Origin of the sequence: Flavipsychrobacter sp. (genome assembly GCA_041392855.1) — a bacterium.
Lineage (GTDB): Bacteria > Bacteroidota > Bacteroidia > Chitinophagales > Chitinophagaceae > UBA5543.
The window spans coordinates 2347460-2365335 of sequence record JAWKLD010000001.1 but is presented as its reverse complement, the minus strand read 5'-3'; the positions used below and the strand labels follow the sequence as shown (position 1 = coordinate 2365335).

11 protein-coding genes are annotated in these 17876 nt (G+C 38.6%); 7 read left to right on the top strand and 4 right to left on the bottom strand.

What is annotated here, in order from left to right; translation table 11 throughout:
- Positions 1 to 10: 10 nt before the first annotated feature.
- Entirely contained in the window at positions 11 to 3424 is a 3414-nt protein-coding gene (locus tag R2800_10995; protein MEZ5017569.1) for an HYR domain-containing protein, read from the top strand.
- A gap of 78 nt (positions 3425 to 3502) precedes the next feature.
- Here the strand turns inward: R2800_10995 and R2800_10990 are convergent, their stop codons facing one another.
- Positions 3503 to 4177 carry a TetR/AcrR family transcriptional regulator gene (locus R2800_10990; protein MEZ5017568.1) on the bottom strand — a complete coding sequence of 225 codons (675 nt, stop codon included), beginning with the start codon at positions 4175 to 4177 and terminating at the stop codon, positions 3503 to 3505.
- Between the two features lie 124 nt (positions 4178 to 4301).
- Between R2800_10990 and R2800_10985 the strand changes: the two genes are divergently transcribed.
- The 4 genes from R2800_10985 (at position 4302) to katG (ending at position 11086) form a co-directional block, all read left to right on the top strand.
- Positions 4302 to 5984 (top strand): ATP-binding cassette domain-containing protein, encoded by a 1683-nt coding sequence (locus tag R2800_10985; protein MEZ5017567.1) that lies wholly within the window; start codon positions 4302 to 4304, stop codon positions 5982 to 5984.
- A gap of 3 nt (positions 5985 to 5987) precedes the next feature.
- A complete protein-coding gene (locus R2800_10980) occupies positions 5988 to 7307 on the top strand; it encodes an HlyD family efflux transporter periplasmic adaptor subunit (GenBank protein ID MEZ5017566.1) in 1320 nt (439 codons plus the stop codon).
- Between the two features lie 4 nt (positions 7308 to 7311).
- Positions 7312 to 8712 (top strand): TolC family protein, encoded by a 1401-nt coding sequence (locus R2800_10975; protein ID MEZ5017565.1) that lies wholly within the window; start codon positions 7312 to 7314, stop codon positions 8710 to 8712.
- A 175-nt stretch (positions 8713 to 8887) separates the two neighbouring features.
- A complete protein-coding gene (gene katG, locus R2800_10970) occupies positions 8888 to 11086 on the top strand; it encodes a catalase/peroxidase HPI (protein MEZ5017564.1) in 2199 nt (732 codons plus the stop codon).
- Between the two features lie 54 nt (positions 11087 to 11140).
- On the opposite strand, the gene R2800_10965 is transcribed toward katG, so the two are convergent.
- A complete protein-coding gene (locus R2800_10965; GenBank protein ID MEZ5017563.1) occupies positions 11141 to 12553 on the bottom strand; it encodes an RtcB family protein in 1413 nt (470 codons plus the stop codon).
- A 59-nt stretch (positions 12554 to 12612) separates the two neighbouring features.
- Positions 12613 to 13704, bottom strand: a complete 1092-nt coding sequence (locus R2800_10960; GenBank protein ID MEZ5017562.1) for a slipin family protein — start codon at positions 13702 to 13704, stop codon at positions 12613 to 12615.
- An 821-nt stretch (positions 13705 to 14525) separates the two neighbouring features.
- Between R2800_10960 and R2800_10955 the strand changes: the two genes are divergently transcribed.
- Positions 14526 to 16253 (top strand): WYL domain-containing protein, encoded by a 1728-nt coding sequence (locus tag R2800_10955; GenBank protein ID MEZ5017561.1) that lies wholly within the window; start codon positions 14526 to 14528, stop codon positions 16251 to 16253.
- On the opposite strand, the gene R2800_10950 is transcribed toward R2800_10955, so the two are convergent.
- Positions 16245 to 16877, bottom strand: a complete 633-nt coding sequence (locus R2800_10950) for a hypothetical protein (GenBank protein ID MEZ5017560.1) — start codon at positions 16875 to 16877, stop codon at positions 16245 to 16247. The genes R2800_10955 and R2800_10950 overlap by 9 nt on opposite strands.
- 229 nt (positions 16878 to 17106) lie before the next feature.
- On the opposite strand from R2800_10950, the gene R2800_10945 reads away from it, so the two are divergent.
- Positions 17107 to 17826, top strand: a complete 720-nt coding sequence (locus R2800_10945; protein MEZ5017559.1) for a Crp/Fnr family transcriptional regulator — start codon at positions 17107 to 17109, stop codon at positions 17824 to 17826.
- Positions 17827 to 17876: the final 50 nt, after the last annotated feature.

Below are 17876 nucleotides of genomic sequence, written 5' to 3'. Positions count from 1 at the left end.
TTCTAATTGTATGAAAAGACTACTATCGCTTGTTACGTTGTTGTGTTTAACAGTAGCAAGCTATGCCCACGTCTGGGAAATTCGTGTCAACCAGGCACAAAACGGTACACTCACATGGTACCTGCAATCATATCACACCGTAGGGCAGTGTGGTATTGCCAATTCCGGACTAACCATTAATGGTGTAAATTATCCTTTACAGTCAGAGCATGCAGGCTCAATAGCAGGGCTTAGCAACAATGTATTTGCTGTAACATCTACCCAACGTGCCAGAGGTAGCTATGCTATTGTAACTACTCCTTTTTTAGGAACTAACCTTTCTGTTCAGCCATATTCTACTAATGCGTGCTGGGCATTTATGGTTGGTGGCTCAGGTAATTTTACACCACCACCACCACCTGTGTGTACCACATGTCCTATAACATCATGGTCAAATATTAATGGTACCCCTAATAACAATGGTACAAATTGTAATATGTCTGATGACTATTTACCTACTACCATCAAAGTAAACCACCTTTCATGTGCTTCTATTACAGGTAGTGGAAAATTCAATGTAGTGTATGATCCAAGCGGTGCTAATATCTCTTATGGCCCCTACAACTTCTCTTCAGGTATCAGTACAGGTGTAGCTATTAATCTCCCTGTAGGTGTAAGTAATAGTACACAGTTGAGTGTAACAAGCTCTTTTCCTTGTTCTGAAACACACGGACTATCTATACCAGGTGGAAGTTTTGCTGGTGTTGTTGAAACCGTTCCGCCAAGCATAACATGTCCTTCGAATAAAAATGTCGTTGCAGATCAAGACTCCTGTTCCGCATTTATAAATATTCCACAACCAATAGTGGCAGACAATTGCCAACAGCCAGGCAACTCTTTGGATTTTGATGGCGCTAATGATTACGTGGAGATGCCTAACTCTTCATCTCTTAACAGCTATGTGAGTACTGGTGAATTAACCATTGAGTTTTGGGTAAAACCAACAAGCGTATCGGGAAACAATACAGTTATTGCACACCGAAACAATGGTAATAGTAGAGGACTTGTCTTCGAAATGATAGGTAGTAATAAACTGGCATGTTATGTACGTGCTGGTGGATGGAAAGCTATAGCCATATTCCTTACTCCCAACCAGTGGCAACACGTAGCTGTAGTAGTAGATGCGAGTAGTGGTATGAAGGGTTATGTAAACGGTGTATTGAATACTAGTAAATCTTTTAATGCTCCTTTTACCCAATCGAACGATGTTTGGAGAATAGGTCGTAACTCGCAAAGTACAGATCCAAGATATTTCAAAGGTGTATTGGATGAAATGCGTATTTGGAATACAGCTCGCTCTGAATCAGATGTAAGAGCTGCAATGAATATGGAACTTTCAGGTTCTGAACCTGGACTAATGGCTTATTATGACATGAACCATGGTGTAGCAGGAGGTAATAATACAAGTCCTGCTGTAAATACATTGATGGATAAAACTTCAAATTCAAACAATGGTACGCTAACCAATTTTGCACTTAATAATAATACCTCAAATTGGGTAAGTGGATCAGCAGGGGTAAATAACATTACACTTGTAAACAATTATAACTCATCTTCAAATGCATCCGGTAGATATCCGGTAGGTACTACAGTAGTAACATGGACAGCTACAGATGAAAATGGTAACACGAGTACCTGTACACAAAATGTAACAGTTGTAGATGATCAGAACCCTACAATTGCATGCCCTGCTAACGTAACAGTAAATGCAGACAATGGTGCTTGTGCTGCAACAAATGTTAGTTTAGGCACACCAACTACAAGTGATAACTGCGGTGTAGCATCTACAACAAACAATGCACCTTCTAGTTATCCAGTAGGTACAACAACCATAACATGGACGGTAACGGATGTACATGGCAACACTGCTACTTGTACTCAAGATGTAACAGTTGTTGACAATCAGAACCCAACAATTACTGGCCCTGCTAATGTAACTGTAAATGCAGATAACGGAGCCTGTGCTGCAACAAATGTTAGCTTAGGTACGCCAACAACAGGTGATAACTGTGGTGTAGCCAGTACTACTAATAATGCACCAAGTAGTTATCCTGTAGGTACCACAACTGTTACGTGGACGGTTACAGATATACATGGCAATACTGCTACCAGCACTCAAGATGTAACGGTTGTAGATAATCAAAACCCTACAATTGCATGCCCTGTTAACGTAACCGTAAATGCAGATAACGGAGCGTGTGCTGCAACAAATGTTAGTTTAGGCACACCAACAACAGGTGATAACTGTGGTGTAGCTAGTACTACTAATAATGCACCAGGTAGTTACCCTGTAGGTATTACAACTGTAACATGGACAGTTACAGATATACATGGAAACACTGCTACTTGTACTCAGGATGTGATAGTAATAGATAACCAACCGCCTACAGCATTATGTAAGGCATACACGCTTAACTTAAGCAATGGTTCAGGAACTGTTTCCCCTTCAGATGTAGATAATGGTAGTAGTGATAATTGTGGTATCGCTAGCATGAGTGTATCTCCTAATGCATTTACTTGTGCAGATGCAGGAAACAACAACGTAGTACTGACGGTAACTGATGTGCATGGTAATACATCTACATGTACCACTACTGTAACAGTACAGTATCAGCCTACATGTAGCATTACAACAACGCCATCTAACAATATTTATACTGGTGGTAATCCTAATAACATCTACTTAGGTTATGGTTCGCAAAGTGCTACTATTACAGCTAATGCTACTGGTGGAAGTGGATTCACTTATTCTTGGTATCCTGCTGCTAACTTGAGCTGTAGCAATTGCCAATCTCCTGTGTTTACACCAACCGCTGCAGGTAACTATACTTATACTGTAACCATTACCAACTCAAACGGATGTACCACTACATGTACAGTTAGTTTCTGTGTGTTAGACATCAGAGTGCCGGGTAAAAAAGGTAAGAGCAGTGGTAAGGTTTACTTATGTCACTCACCTAACGGTAATCCAAATAATGCAAAAACACTATCAGTAAGTGTGAATGCAGTTGCATCTCACTTGAGCAATCATTCCGGTGATAAATTAGGAGCGTGCGATCAGTCTTGTAATGCAGGAGCCAAAAGTGGTCGTGATAATGGTAATGAAGGTGGTATTGCTGCAATTGAAGAGTTGAACAAGAAGATGGATGAAATAAAAGTATATCCAAACCCTAATAGTGGTACGTTTAATATAGAGCTACCTGGTGAAGTAAAACAAGGTGAAATACTATTCAGAGACATTACCGGCAAGGTGATCAAGCGCACGGAGTTTGCTCCTAATGCACAACTTAGGTTTAATATGTCAGGTATTGCTGATGGTATATATATGATAGAAGTTCAAAACAGTGGTGAGTTATATAGAACAAGAGTAGTAATAAGAAGATAGGAGTTACCCCTATTCCTATTTTTTAGCAGGGCACATTACTAATGTGTCCTGCTTTTTTCTATTTCTAAGTAAGTATGGTTATGTACCTAATGTCTTATAAATAAAATCTTTTAAGAAGCACACAAGCTCTTTGTTGTTCTGAGTCTTTCCAAAGTCTGTAAGTGAGGGTAGGTGCCTTTGAAAATACATTTGATGGTGTGCTGTTTCTATTAATGTGCTGGAAAGAGAGTGCGAGTATTTGTACTTAGAGTTGTGGTCAACAAATATTTCTGATATTCTATGGCAAAGGTCTTTATAAGGTTTAAATATCTGTGCCTTATTATCCTCATCAATATGATTGGTCAGGTAAGATTTGTTAGCTTCTGAAATGATGATTTGTTGAAGCTTCCCTTTGTTAATATGATCTACCAATAGTTTATCTTCTAAGTTGAAGACCAAAAGATCTATCAATATATCAATTTTCTTTTGGGTATCCGTAAGGTTATTGGTGTAGAACACAAGTTGATATTCCATCCATGTCCAAAACCAGGATGTGATATAGGTAAGTAGCCGGTGTTTATTTTCAAAATATCGGTATACACTTGCTTCAGTAGTATTGATTCTACTAGCTAGTTTTTTAAAAGTGAAATCTTCAAAACCATATTCATATATGGCATCAATACTGTGTTGCACAATTCGTTTACCCAGGTCAGATTGCTCTGGGTCTTTTACATACAACGAGGGATTCATCTTAATTTGTACTGCTAAGTCCATAGTATTTCAGTACTCAAATATACAAATGTGATAGTATTCCATATATAAATTTAATCTTTACCATCATAGATAATAGTATTACTATCATGTTGTATAGTAGCTTATATTTGTACAAAGTGACCATATGTCTATTAAGAAGAGTCATCCGCTATATAGAATACTTGAGATACTTAAGTTTGAGCGTAAGGAGATTTATGCCATATACTTCTATGCCATTATGCTAGGTATTGTTCAATTAGTATTACCTCTTGGTATTCAGGCTATTATAAGCTTTGTTTTAGGTGGATCAATCTCTACGTCTTTATTTATATTGATAATATTGGTTGTGTTTAGTGTGTTGCTTAACGGGTTGTTGCAGGTTAATCAAATGAAGATAATTGAGAAAATTCAACAACAATTATTTGTAAGATATTCTTTCAGTTATGCACATAGAATACCAAAGATTAAGTTAAAGTCTTTAAAGGGGTATTATTTGCCAGAGTTGGCCAACCGTTTTTTTGATGTTATCTCTTTACAGAAGGGTATCTCTAAATTGTTATTAGACATTCCTACTGCCAGTATACAAATATTATTCGGGTTGTTGTTGTTATCCTTCTATCACCCGGCATTTATCTTTTTTGGTATCATGTTATTGTTTGTATTATATCTGATTCTTCGTTTTACAGGAAACAGAGGGTTACAAACAAGCATGGAAGAAAGTAATTATAAATATAGGGTTGCTGCAAACTTAGAGGACAATGCTAGATTGAATATTTTATATAGGTTCATCAAACCATCCTACAGAATCAATAGAATAGATAAAGAAATAACAAATTACCTGACAGCAAGAACAAATCACTTTAAAATATTATTGATTCAGTATTGGACACTAGTTGGGTTTAAGTTTTTGATAACCGCTGCAATGCTAATTGTAGGTGCTTTGTTATTAGTTAACCAACAATTGAATATTGGTCAGTTTATTGCTGCAGAAATAGTAATAATATTGGTAATAAACTCAGTGGAGAAGTTGATAGTGAATTTAGATAAAGTGTATGATGTACTTACATCACTCGAAAAGATCAATAAAATATTAGACAAACCCGTAGATGAAGTAGGTGCTATAAAGCTGGAAGAAAGTGATATAGGGCCAGCATTTTCAGCCGAGCAAATCAGTTTTTCTTACGACGATGGATTTGAGGTCATTAAAAACGTGAGCTTTACAATTGCTAAAGGGGAAAAGCTCTTAATATATGGGCCAAAAGTGTCAGGTAAGTCTACCTTACTACATGTATTATCTGGTATATACAACTGCGTAGGTGGTCAATTGCTAATCAACGATATACCTCAAAATAAATACGATAAAGAAGCCTTGCTGCAGCAGTCAATGGTATTATTAGACACTCCAGATATTTTTGAAGGTACGTTATATGAAAATTTGACCTTAGGTCAGTCCATTACTTATGAAGAAGTATTTAGAATAGCTGAAATAGTAGGGCTTAAGAAATTTGTAGACAATCAGCAAGATAGTTATGATATGCAATTACTATCAACAGGTGATGGGTTGCCGCATAGTATAGTAAGAAAAATACTTGTTGCTCGTATGTTGTTGGCGAAACCTAAGCTTGCATTGATAGATGATGCTTTTGATGGCATGGAAGAAGAAATAAGACTAAGAGTAGAAAATTTTATCAAGGAGGAAATGAAAAATACCACAATGATAATTACTTCGGGGCGTAAAATATGTAACGAGGTTTGTGATAAGGTATTGGTTCTTGATAACGGGCATGGTAGATTATTTGGTAACATCGATGAACTAAACAATTTCTAAACCATGGAAGAGATAAAAAAGACGATAGAGCAAATCTCTGGTGTGGGAGAAACCGATGCGTTTAAAAGCGTATATCGTGTAGGGAAGTACAGTAAAATAAAAAACTGGATGATAGCCCTATTGATTTTCCTTGTTGTTGTTTTGTTTTTGCCTTGGACACAAAACATAAGGGCGAGAGGTAATGTTACCACATTGAAACAAGAGCACAGACCACAGGAGTTAAATACAATTATACCAGGGCGTATAGTGAAATGGTATGTGAAAGAGGGAGACCATGTCAATGCTGGTGATACTATAGTGCAACTGGCAGAGATAAAAGATAATTACCTTGATCCAGAGCTATTACAAAGAACCGAGGAACAACTTACGGCCAAAGAATTTTCTGTTGAGTCTTATAAGAACAAAGTGCAGGCTACAAAAGCTCAGATTTCTGCCTTACAAAATGCACTAGATCTAAAACTACAACAGTTGAGGTTGAAGGTAGTGAGCGATAGTATTGAAGCTGCTGCAGCATTAAATGCATTGAACATAGCTGAAGAACAGTATAGGCGTCAACAAATAATGCGTGATAGTGGTTTGGTATCCAAAGTGCAGTTAGAGCAACGCAATCAAAAATATCAGGATGCGGTAGCTAAGAAAATGAGCACAGAGATCAAGTTGATGAATACCAGGACTGATTTAAGCCAAATAAAACAAGAGTACGCAGAAAAAATATTTAAAGCACAAAGTGAAATTGCTGCTGCAAGTAGTGAAATTGCTAGTGGCCAGGCAGAGGTCTCTAAGTTTAAAAATCAGTATTCGAATTATAAAATTAGGTCAGGTCAATACTATCTATTGGCACCTCAAACAGGACAAGTAGTTAATGCTTCCAAATCAGGTATCAATGAGATAGTAAAAGAAGGGGAGACACTTTTGGAGATAGTGCCTGAAAATATTGAATTAGCAGTAGAACTTTTTGTACGTCCTGTAGATCTACCATTACTATCTGTAGGTACAAAAACACGTTTCCTCTTCGATGGTTTTCCTGCAATAGTTTTTAGCGGATGGCCACAAGCTTCCTATGGTACATTTGCAGGTGAGGTGGCAGCCATAGAAAGCAATGTAGGCAACAATGGAAAATTTAGAGTGTTGGTAAAGGAGGTAGAAGGTGAAAGAGCATGGCCGCCACAAATCAAATTAGGTACAGGCGCACAATCCATCATGCTCCTAAAAGATGTACCCGTTTGGTATGAGCTATGGAGAAATATAAATGGTTTCCCTCCAGATTATTATAAAGAGCAAGAGAGTAAAGAACAAAAAAAGGATAAGAAGATAAAGTATTAAACCTGTGCGCTTACTACAGCTACATATAATATTGTTGATGTGCTTATTGTCTGCTAGGGCAATGGCACAAGATGGTACATTATACCTGTCTAAGGACGATGTGTTGAGTATAGTGAAGGCGTATCATCCTGTAATCAAACAGGCCAATCTTAAGGTAGATAGGTCTAAAGCAGAGGTGATGAGTGCAAGAGGTAGTTTTGATCCCTACTTAAAAACAAATGCCAAGCAAAAAACTTTTGATGGGAAGTTGTACTACAACTATTTTAATCCCGAACTAAAACTACCAACATGGTATGGTATAGAGTTTAAGGCAGGTGCAGAAGAGGTGTATGGTTCTAGAGTATTTAATGAGTTAACCCCAGGAAAGTCTGTTTATGCAGGTGTGAAAGTATCTGTTTTGCAAGGCCTCCTGTTTGATGAAAGGAGGGCTACTTTAAGAAAAGCACAAGCCATCCAAGAAATGACTGAGGCTGAACAGCGTTTGGTGGTCAATAATATTTTGTTTGAAGCAGTAGCTACTTATTGGAATTGGGTACGAGAATACCAGACTTATTTAATTTATAAAGAAGTGGTACAGATAAGTACTGCTCGCTTAAACTTTGTAAGACTGGAATATGAGCAAGGTAATAGACCCGCAATTGATACAGTAGAAGCATGGACGCAGATACAGAGTTATGAGCTGCTCAAAAACGAAGCATTAATGAATTATTATAATGCTGGCTTTGAGCTGTCTACTTATTTATGGTTAGAGGATAGGTCTATGATGAGTTGGTCAGATAATATTGAGCCGGATAGTACTGCTCAAAATATCTCATCGGTAGAAGTAGATGGTTTAGAAACCTTTTTAGCCCAGGCATTAGCTAACCACCCTAAATTACAAATGGTTGACGCTAAACTTGATGCATTAAAAATAGAGAAGCGATTAAAAGGACAGTCATTGCTACCTACTTTGGATATAAATGCAAACTTGCTAAACAAAGGCTATGAAGTGCCTAATGAATTGACAACACCATTTATAGAGAATAACTACAAGTTTGGGGTTGACTTTAGTGTGCCCTTGTTTTTAAGAAAGGGTAGAGGTGGATATAGATCAGCAAAAATAAAGCTACAAGAAACTGCTTTTGAACAAGACTATACCAGTGCAAATATTGAGAATAAGATAAGGAGCTATTATAATGAGGTTATTATCCTTAAAAACCAGATAGAACTTTATACAGAAGCTTATAATAACTTCAACAAAATGTATCGAGGAGAGTTGACCAGATATAATGTTGGTGAGAGTACTTTGTTTTTAGTGAACTCTAGAGAGAACAAGATGTTGCAAGCACAACAAAAACTAATAGCACTTAAAACAAAATGGAGCAAGAGTTATGCAGGCTTGCTTTGGGCAGCAGCATATTTGTAACGCTTACATTCTTTCAATTTTGCCTAATAATAGTAAGGTGCTACTATAAAATACAGCTACGATTGAAGTAGCTACAATAATCCCTTTAGATATTGCTATAAGTATTGCCAATATATCTTATAAGTATTTATGTATACTTTGAGTATATAATTAGTACAATATAAATAGCAATAATATGGATTCAAAAAGTCAAGGAAACGACATTAGTAAATGCCCATTTCATAATGGTGCTTTAAGACAAAGCGCAGGAGGTGGCACACAAAACAGAGATTGGTGGCCTAATCAATTAGACTTAAATATTCTTAGACAAAACTCATCACTATCTAACCCCATGGACGAAGGGTTTAACTATGCAGAAGAATTTAAAAAGCTAGATCTAAAAGCAATAAAAGAGGATATTAATAACCTAATGACCGATTCTCAAGATTGGTGGCCTGCTGACTATGGGCATTATGGTCCTTTATTCATACGTATGGCATGGCATAGTGCAGGTACATATCGTGTAGGTGATGGTCGAGGTGGTGCAGGTTCAGGTACACAACGTTTTGCACCGTTAAATAGCTGGCCGGATAATGCCAACTTAGATAAAGCTCGTTTGTTATTGTGGCCTATTAAACAGAAGTATGGCAACAGTATATCTTGGGCTGACCTTATGATTCTTGCAGGTAACTGCGCGTTGGAATCAATGGGTTTTAAAACTTTTGGTTTTGCTGGTGGTCGTGAAGATGTATGGGAGCCAGAGCAAGATATTTATTGGGGTTCGGAAGGAGAATGGTTGGGAGATAAAAGATACACTGATGATAGAGAGTTAGAGAATCCACTTGCAGCAGTACAAATGGGTTTGATATACGTGAACCCTGAAGGGCCTAACGGGAATCCTGATCCATTGGCAGCAGCAATAGACATACGAGAAACATTTAAGCGTATGGCCATGAATGATGAGGAGACTGTAGCGCTAATAGCGGGTGGCCATACTTTTGGTAAAACACATGGTGCAGCCAACCCTGAAAAATATGTAGGTCCTGAGCCTGCTGCTGCTGGTATAGTAGAGCAAGGGCTGGGCTGGAAGAACACCTACGGTACAGGTAATGCCAGTGATACGATCACAAGTGGGCTAGAAGGAGCATGGACTACAACGCCTACTAAATGGAGTAATAACTTCTTTGAAAATTTATTCGGTTATGAGTGGGAACTGACCAAGAGCCCAGCGGGAGCACATCAATGGCGACCAAAAGATGGTGCGAGAGCAGGACTTGTACCAGATGCACATGACCCTAGTAAAAAGCATGCACCATTTATGCTAACTACAGACCTTTCATTAAGAATGGACCCTGTATATGAGAAAATATCGAGAAGGTTTTATGAGAATCCTGATGAGTTTGCTGATGCTTTTGCAAAAGCATGGTATAAATTGACACATAGAGACATGGGACCTATTGCTCGTTATTTAGGACCAGAAGTGCCGGAGGAAGTATTGTCTTGGCAAGATCCATTACCTGCATTAGATCATGAGTTGATAAACGATGCAGATATTGCCACATTAAAAGACAAAGTATTAAGCTCTGGTCTTTCTGTTTCAGAACTTGTATCAACAGCTTGGGCTTCTGTTTCTACCTTCCGTGGTTCGGATATGCGTGGCGGTGCCAATGGTGCACGCATAAGACTAGCACCACAAAAAGATTGGACAGTTAACAACCCAAATCAGCTAAAGAAAGTATTGGGTACACTAGAGGGTATACAGAAAGATTTTGCTAAGAAAGTTTCTCTTGCTGACTTGATCGTACTTGCAGGTTGTGCTGGGGTAGAGAAAGCTGCAAAAAATGCAGGACACGATGTGTCAGTACCTTTTACGCCTGGTAGAGTGGATGCTTCTCAAGAGCAAACAGATATAGAGTCGTTTGAGGCGCTAGAACCAGCAGCAGATGGTTTTCGTAACTATTTTGAGCCAAAGCATAATGTTACTGCAGAAGAAATGTTGGTAGACCGTTCACAGTTGTTGACCCTGACAGCTCCTGAAATGACAGTGTTACTGGGAGGCATGCGTGTTTTAAATACAAACTATGACCAATCTGCTCATGGAGTGTTTACAAAACAACCGGAAGCGTTGACCAATGATTTCTTCATCAATTTGCTAGATCTAAATACTACCTGGAAAGCTACAACTGATGCACAAGATGTATTTGAAGGTAGTGATCGTAAAACAGGGGCAAAGAAATGGACGGGTACTAGAGCCGATTTGATATTTGGATCTAACTCTGAACTTCGTGCCTTGGCAGAAGTATATGGCTATAAAAACGCAGAAAAGAAATTTGTGAAGGACTTTGTAGCAGCATGGAATAAAGTGATGAATTTAGATAGGTTCGATTTGAAATAAGTAGTAGTTGTAATTTAAATAAATAAAGCCATCAAAACTGATGGCTTTATTTATTTAGTCTACTTCTTTGAATTTTTCGTCACCACACATTCTTACAATTTTTGGTAAGAAGGTACCTACTACATCTACAAGGTCTATCTGTGCGTCCATTACTTGGTGTATGTCTTTGTAGGCTTGCGGAGCTTCGTCTAGCCCTGAGCCAATAAGTTCTATACCATTTTCTGCTAAGTGGTTGCTTACCATTTTAGGGTCTAATGTTTTCTTGGCTTGTGTACGAGACATAGTTCTACCCGCGCCGTGCGATGCAGAGTTGACCGATAAAGTCTCCCCCTTACCCCTTACAATAAACCCAGGTGCCGTCATAGAACCAGGTATGATACCTAGTACGCCTTTGCCTGCAGGTGTTGCTCCTTTTCTATGAACGATTAGCTCATTGCCTTGTTCATCTTTTTCCTTCCACGCAAAGTTGTGATGGTTTTCTACCATTGCCAGTGGTGTAGTTCTTAAGCCAATAGCCATACGCTCGTGTATCTGATGGTGACAAGCAGAAGCATAGTCGCCGGCTAAGGTCATAGCCAACCAATATTCTTGCCCAGCCTCGGTATCTAAGTCTAGCCATGCTAAGTGCTTTGCCTCGTCGGGCAGCTTGCAGAGCTCTCTTGCTAGCTTTGTATAGTGGTTGGCAATAGATGCCCCCAAACCTCTAGAGCCGGAGTGTGATAGCAAGGCTAGGTATTTGCCAGGTTTGATACCAAATTCATTATCTGCATCGGTGATGTGTGCAATACCAAATTCTACAAAATGGTTGCCCCCGCCTGAAGTGCCTAGTTGTTGGTAGGCTCTATCTTTCAATCGCTTTACAACATCTATCTCGTCAAACAATGGGTTTGATAATATATCGTGCTCGCGTGGTCTTTTAAAAGTAGCTCTACCAAATTGTGTGTTTTGTTTCAGCATTTTCTTTAGCTGTGGGGTATTGGTATTGATAAAGCCAGCAGGTATATCATAGATAGACATACACATTCTACAGCCAATGTCTACACCCACGCCATAAGGTATCACCGCATTTTCAGTAGCCAGTACGCCACCTATTGGTAGTCCATAGCCTTGGTGAGCATCGGCCATCAGTGCGCCCGACTTAGCTATAGGTAACCTCATAGCTACCTCCATTTGGTCTATAGCTCCTTGCTCTATGCCTTCAATACCATATGTTTTATAAGGTACTTTTGTTGCTCTAAGTGGTATGGTTAAGTCTTCTACTTTAGGCTGTAATAGCGTGGCTGCAATAGCGCCTAGCTTTTCGTCTGCCACATAGGCGTTAGGGTTTTCAAGCACTGCAGTTAGTACTTTTTCTATATCGGCTTTTTCAGTATCAGCATAGTGTGTGCTGATGGTTTGCAACACTGTTCCTACTACTTCACCTTCTTCGTAGCCTAGTGCTATTATATCTGTTCCTTTAAGTGTCATGTTGTTAGTTTTTAAAGTTCGGAATATTCGGGAGTGCCCTATTGCACCCCCGGCATCCCTTAGCTAAAAAGTGTTTTCATTTGATCTATTATCTGGTTGCCTCCAGAAAGAGATATGTTATTGATACGCTCTGCGATTTCTGCTACATATTCCATCTCTTTCAGCTTAAACAACATTGGGTTTTCCTCCATCATTTTAGCGGTGTTCAATTGGCTTCTTGCAGATGCTGTTTCTTCTCTTCTTGATATCACATTGGCTTGTGCCTTTTTCTGTGCTATCAATACTTGGTTCATTATGTCCTTTACATCCCCAGGTAAGATGATGTCTTTGATACCGCAGTTGCTCACCTCAACACCTAAATCGGCTGCTTTTGTTTCTGCCGCTTTTTGGATAGCAATGCTTATTTCATCTTTTTGCTCTAGCAATTCGTCTAGTGTCAACGTACTGGTATAAGCTCTTACTATCATTTGTATAGCAACGTATAGTTGTTTCTCAAAGCCTTTGTTTTCTACCAATGCTTTGTTGATGTCTGTTACTCTGTATTGCGCTTCAAAGTTGATTCTTATAGCAGCTTTGTCTTTAGTCAAGATCTCTTGGCTAGAGATTTCCATCCTTGTGCGTCTCAAGTCTACTTTCTCCACAGCTACTGTTGTAGCATTCTTCCAAAATAGGTATCTGCCGCTGCTTAGTTCTTTTTGAAACTTATTGTCAACAAGTAACAATCCCTTCTCGTAAGATGCGATAACACATATTCTTATATAGTTAACCAACAAAGGGCTATTCACAATACTCTTATCTAAAGTGTCAGATATTTCGATGTTAGTTAAATCGACTTTTGTGAACGTATAATTTCTAATACTTTTCCAGTAGACATACTTACCTGCTATCAAAACCTCTTTTAGGTTTCCTTCATCAAACCTTAAGGCAAGCTCATTGTCTTTCACATTTACGATATTAAGCATGCTAGCCAAGGTATCGTCTTCTAGTAATATGTTCAAGTCTATAGCGCTTACAAAACGTTTGGTCATATCATATACCTCTACACTTTCGCCAAAGCTTAGCCAGTGTGCTCCTGCTGCGATCACTCGTTTGTAGTCGCCATTTTTAAAGACTAATCCTACATTTCCAACATTGATTCTTACCTTTTTCATAACATTTTATTTTAAGGTTTATACTTGTTCCTTTATCATTTAAAAAAGAAGCAGAGGTTCGATCATCTTTACAAAACGGAGTGTATCGTTTAGTAAAAGCGTATTGTGTTAGTTTGTGCGCTATGTCTTTATAAGTGAGTTCTGTAGTAGAACTTTATAAGATGCACGCAAGAAAGTAACCCAACTTGCCAGTACGGTATCCCGAACCTCAAGGCTCTGTTCAGACTGTTTTACTCTCCGTACTGAAGGATAAAACCGATATCTGCTCTGCCTCTTTACTGCGGTCATTTTTAGAAGTGACCAGCTTCCGTCATCACAAACCTAAATTGTGCCCGATTGTTCTACCATTGAACTACATATGGTGTTAAGCCATAAGGCAGGATTCGAACCTGCACATAAAGGGATTTGTTACTCTACCAACTGAGTTATACTAAACGCATTAGTAGTGGGAGTCGAACCCACGACCCACAAATCTAAGGTGGATGCAAAGCAAAAGTGAAGCAGCATATTGCATCCCTACTGGGGCAATACTACGGTGCTATACAAAAACACTCGTCAGGTCTTTACTGTTTACTTTTTGTACCCGTGGAGATGGCAAGAGTCGAACTTGCAATGGCTAAGACCCTGATGTTTTCATCAGCTTAACCGTCCATTGTTAACACCTCCATTGTTTTTAAAAGAACTTCTTTTTTGATGTTTGACCATCCTTGTCGCTCATCAACAATGTAAAGGTGAAACACTACTGCGCAGTCTTTTTGCGTAGTAGAAAATATTTTTTAATTTTCTTAAAATTTCTTTTCCCAGCGACTAAAAATTGATAGATGCCTGTAACCCGAAATGCCCTTGTACGCTACAATACAATTGATAAATGCCTGCGAAATAGGCTGAGAAAGTGGACGCTAGAAGACTTGGTAGATGCTTGCTCTAATGCTCTATATGAGTATGAAGGCATAGACAAAGGTGTGAGTAAAAGAACAGTACAAATGGACTTGCAGATGATGAGAAGTGAAAAACTGGGCTACAATGCACCGATAGTAGTGATAGATAAGAAGTACTACACTTATGAAGAGGAGGATTACTCTATAACCAACATTCCTCTTACCGACCAAGACTTGGGTAAGCTTACAGAGGTGGTAGAAATACTGAAACAATTCAAAGGGTTTACACATTTTAAAGAGTTGAGTAGTATGGTACAGCGCTTGGAAGATAAAATACACACCTCTAAAACACAGGAGCGCTCTATAATAGATATGGAGAAGAACGAGCACCTGAGGGGGCTAGAATATATAGACCCTATATACAATGCTATACTAAACAAAAACTGTATTGAAATAACCTACCAGTCGTTTAAGGCTAGGAGTAAGAACAGCTTTCTGTTTCACCCTTTTCTACTAAAGGAGCACCGCAATAGATGGTTTGTACTAGGAGATACCGATAAGCGATCTAACAGAATGCTACTGGCGCTAGACAGGGTAGAACACGTGGAGGTGATGAGTAAGCCATTAAAAACTTTTGATGAGGAGTATATCACTAATTATTTCAATAATGTAGTAGGCGTAACAGTAAACGAAGGACAAGCGCCAGAGGAGATTTTACTGCTCGCAACGCACGACAATGCTCCGTATATGATAACTAAACCGCTACACCACAGCCAAAAAGTAGTAGCGAGGAGGGACGATGGCGTCCTGCTGTCTCTATATGTACAAACCAATTTTGAGCTTGAGCGAGATATACTAGCATTTGGCGAAAGGTTAAAAGTAATTGCCCCTATACGCCTGCGCAATGTGATAAGAAAACGCCTACAAGCTGCCGTAGACGAGTATACGATAGAGCTTAATGAAAGAACGCTGAAGAACTACCCTCAACAGCTAGAAGCCAGAGGTTCAATTATTACGAGCAAGGTGTTTACTAATAAGTCTATCAATCTTATAATAAAACTGATAAACAAACATAGAGAAGCAGGCAAGGGAGAACACGGGGCTGTATATGCCATACGTAGACTATTTAAAGAAATACCAGAGTTGAAAGAGGTATGTATCAATAGCAATCTGAAAGAAATACTGAAGGAGTTTGATGACAATCTATTTCTTACCAAGGCTATTTACTTTGACAAGCCACCGCAGACAAACTGGTATGTGACATGGCACCAAGACCTACCCATAAATGTCGTAGAAAAGAAAGTAGTGAAAGGCTACAAGGGGTGGACGAATAAGAAAGGTGTAGTGAGTGTAATACCTCCTGAAGAGATACTGCACAACACGATAACAGTAAGAATACATCTAGACGATGCCGATGAGCAAAATGGGGCATTGAAGATAATACCGGGCTCACATAAGAAAGTACATGCCAGTAGAGATATAAAACTGATGACAGGTGCGCCAGTGATGTGCAATGTAAACAAAGGCGGTTTGCACATTATGAAGCCGCTATTGTTGCATGCCTCATCAAAGTCTATTAACCAGAAGAGGAGACGGGTGCTACATCTTGAGTTTAATAGTATGGATCTGGCAAAAGAGCTTGAGTGGGCAGAAAGGGAAGAGCTAGTTTAATAGTTGTTTTAGTTCTTCCTTTAGGTTCTCTTTGGCGTGCTCTTCACATAGTCCAAAAAACAAGTCGGTTTTGTAAATTCTGTCCATAGCAAGAAAGTGTTCTATTACATTTTTTCTGCCAATAGTATACATAGGATCAGGGTAGATAATGTACTCTTGTCGTATGTGTTTAGTGTATTGTCGATACTCCTCTTCTTTAGTGCCTAATATAGACAAGTCTATATCTAGCAGAAACTGAGCATCGAAAGAGTCAATGTCATTAGTTAGTTTATGTGTTTTAGTGGCTATGATCATTTTGCAACAGGTGTCTATCATTTGCTTTTCGATACCAAGATTGGTCATATGCTCAAGGGCAAGTGCGGCACTTTTTTCTTCATTATCATTCTTACTGCTGTCATATATAGCATCATGATACCATATAGCATATTTTATTGTTTTAGAGTCGCTAAGTAAGTGTGCATATTGGTCAGTATATTTTAATAGTGTATAAATGTGAGATAGATTGTGGTAATGCCTGCTTGGATTATTATATAGATCAATGAGCTGCTTATAATAGGATATTGTCTTTTCTGTCTCTAACCCTACAGTTAATTGCCTCCAATTCTGTTCTAGATATGTTGTCATATGATGTATTCTTTAGAAGTATTACACTAATAGTGTCGATTTACATTATCATTTTAAATGAGTGCTTTTATTGATTATCCCATCAACTATAAATGAACATCGGATATAAAATTGTAACAAAAAGTCAGATTTTTTGGTTTAAGGGAGTTTTACTCAAGCTTAAAGTGAAATTCCATAAAATATGTAAGGTATTTTATACCTTTACAATAGATAAAAACTATAGCAATCTGTGCCTGTAAAAGCGAAAAATAACTTTCATGTAGATTGTGAGACATGCGGATCTCGGCATAAGTCTATCTTCTGTCATCTAGAGTTGGAAGAGCTTGCTGCTTTTAGTGAGAATAAGTCTTGTATCTCTTTTAAAAAAGGGCAGCAAATTTTCCATGAAGGTGCCCAGCCTTTAGGTATTTTTTGTGTCAATGATGGTAAGGTAAAGATTGCATATTCTGGTCATGATGGTAAGGAACAGATAGTGAGAATGGCCAAGGCGGGTGATGTACTGGGCTATAGAGCTTTACTAAGTGCAGAACGTTATAATGCTAGTGCTACGGCTATCGACGAAACAAATGTATGTTTCGTGCCTAGAGATACTTTCTTCTCAGTATTGAAAAATAATGCAGGGCTTTCGATGGAAATCATCAAAATGCTATCAGGAGAGCTGAAAAAAGCAGAACAGACAATTACTGATTTTGCACAACGCCCTGTACGTGAACGTATGGCAGAGGGGTTACTCTTTCTCAAAGAAACATATGGGTTTGAAGAAGATGGCGCAACACTTAATGTAGCTTTGTCTAGAGAGGATATCGCTAATTTAGTGGGTACTGCCACCGAAACCGCAATTCGCCTATTGTCTGAGCTGAAAAATGACAAGGTGGTGGAGTTTGTAGGTAAGAAGATAAGAGTTTTGGATATGAACGCACTTATCAAGTCTGCCAATCTTTACAATTAGTACATTAAACACAAAACATGACAAAAGTCATGTTTTAATCAAGCATTACT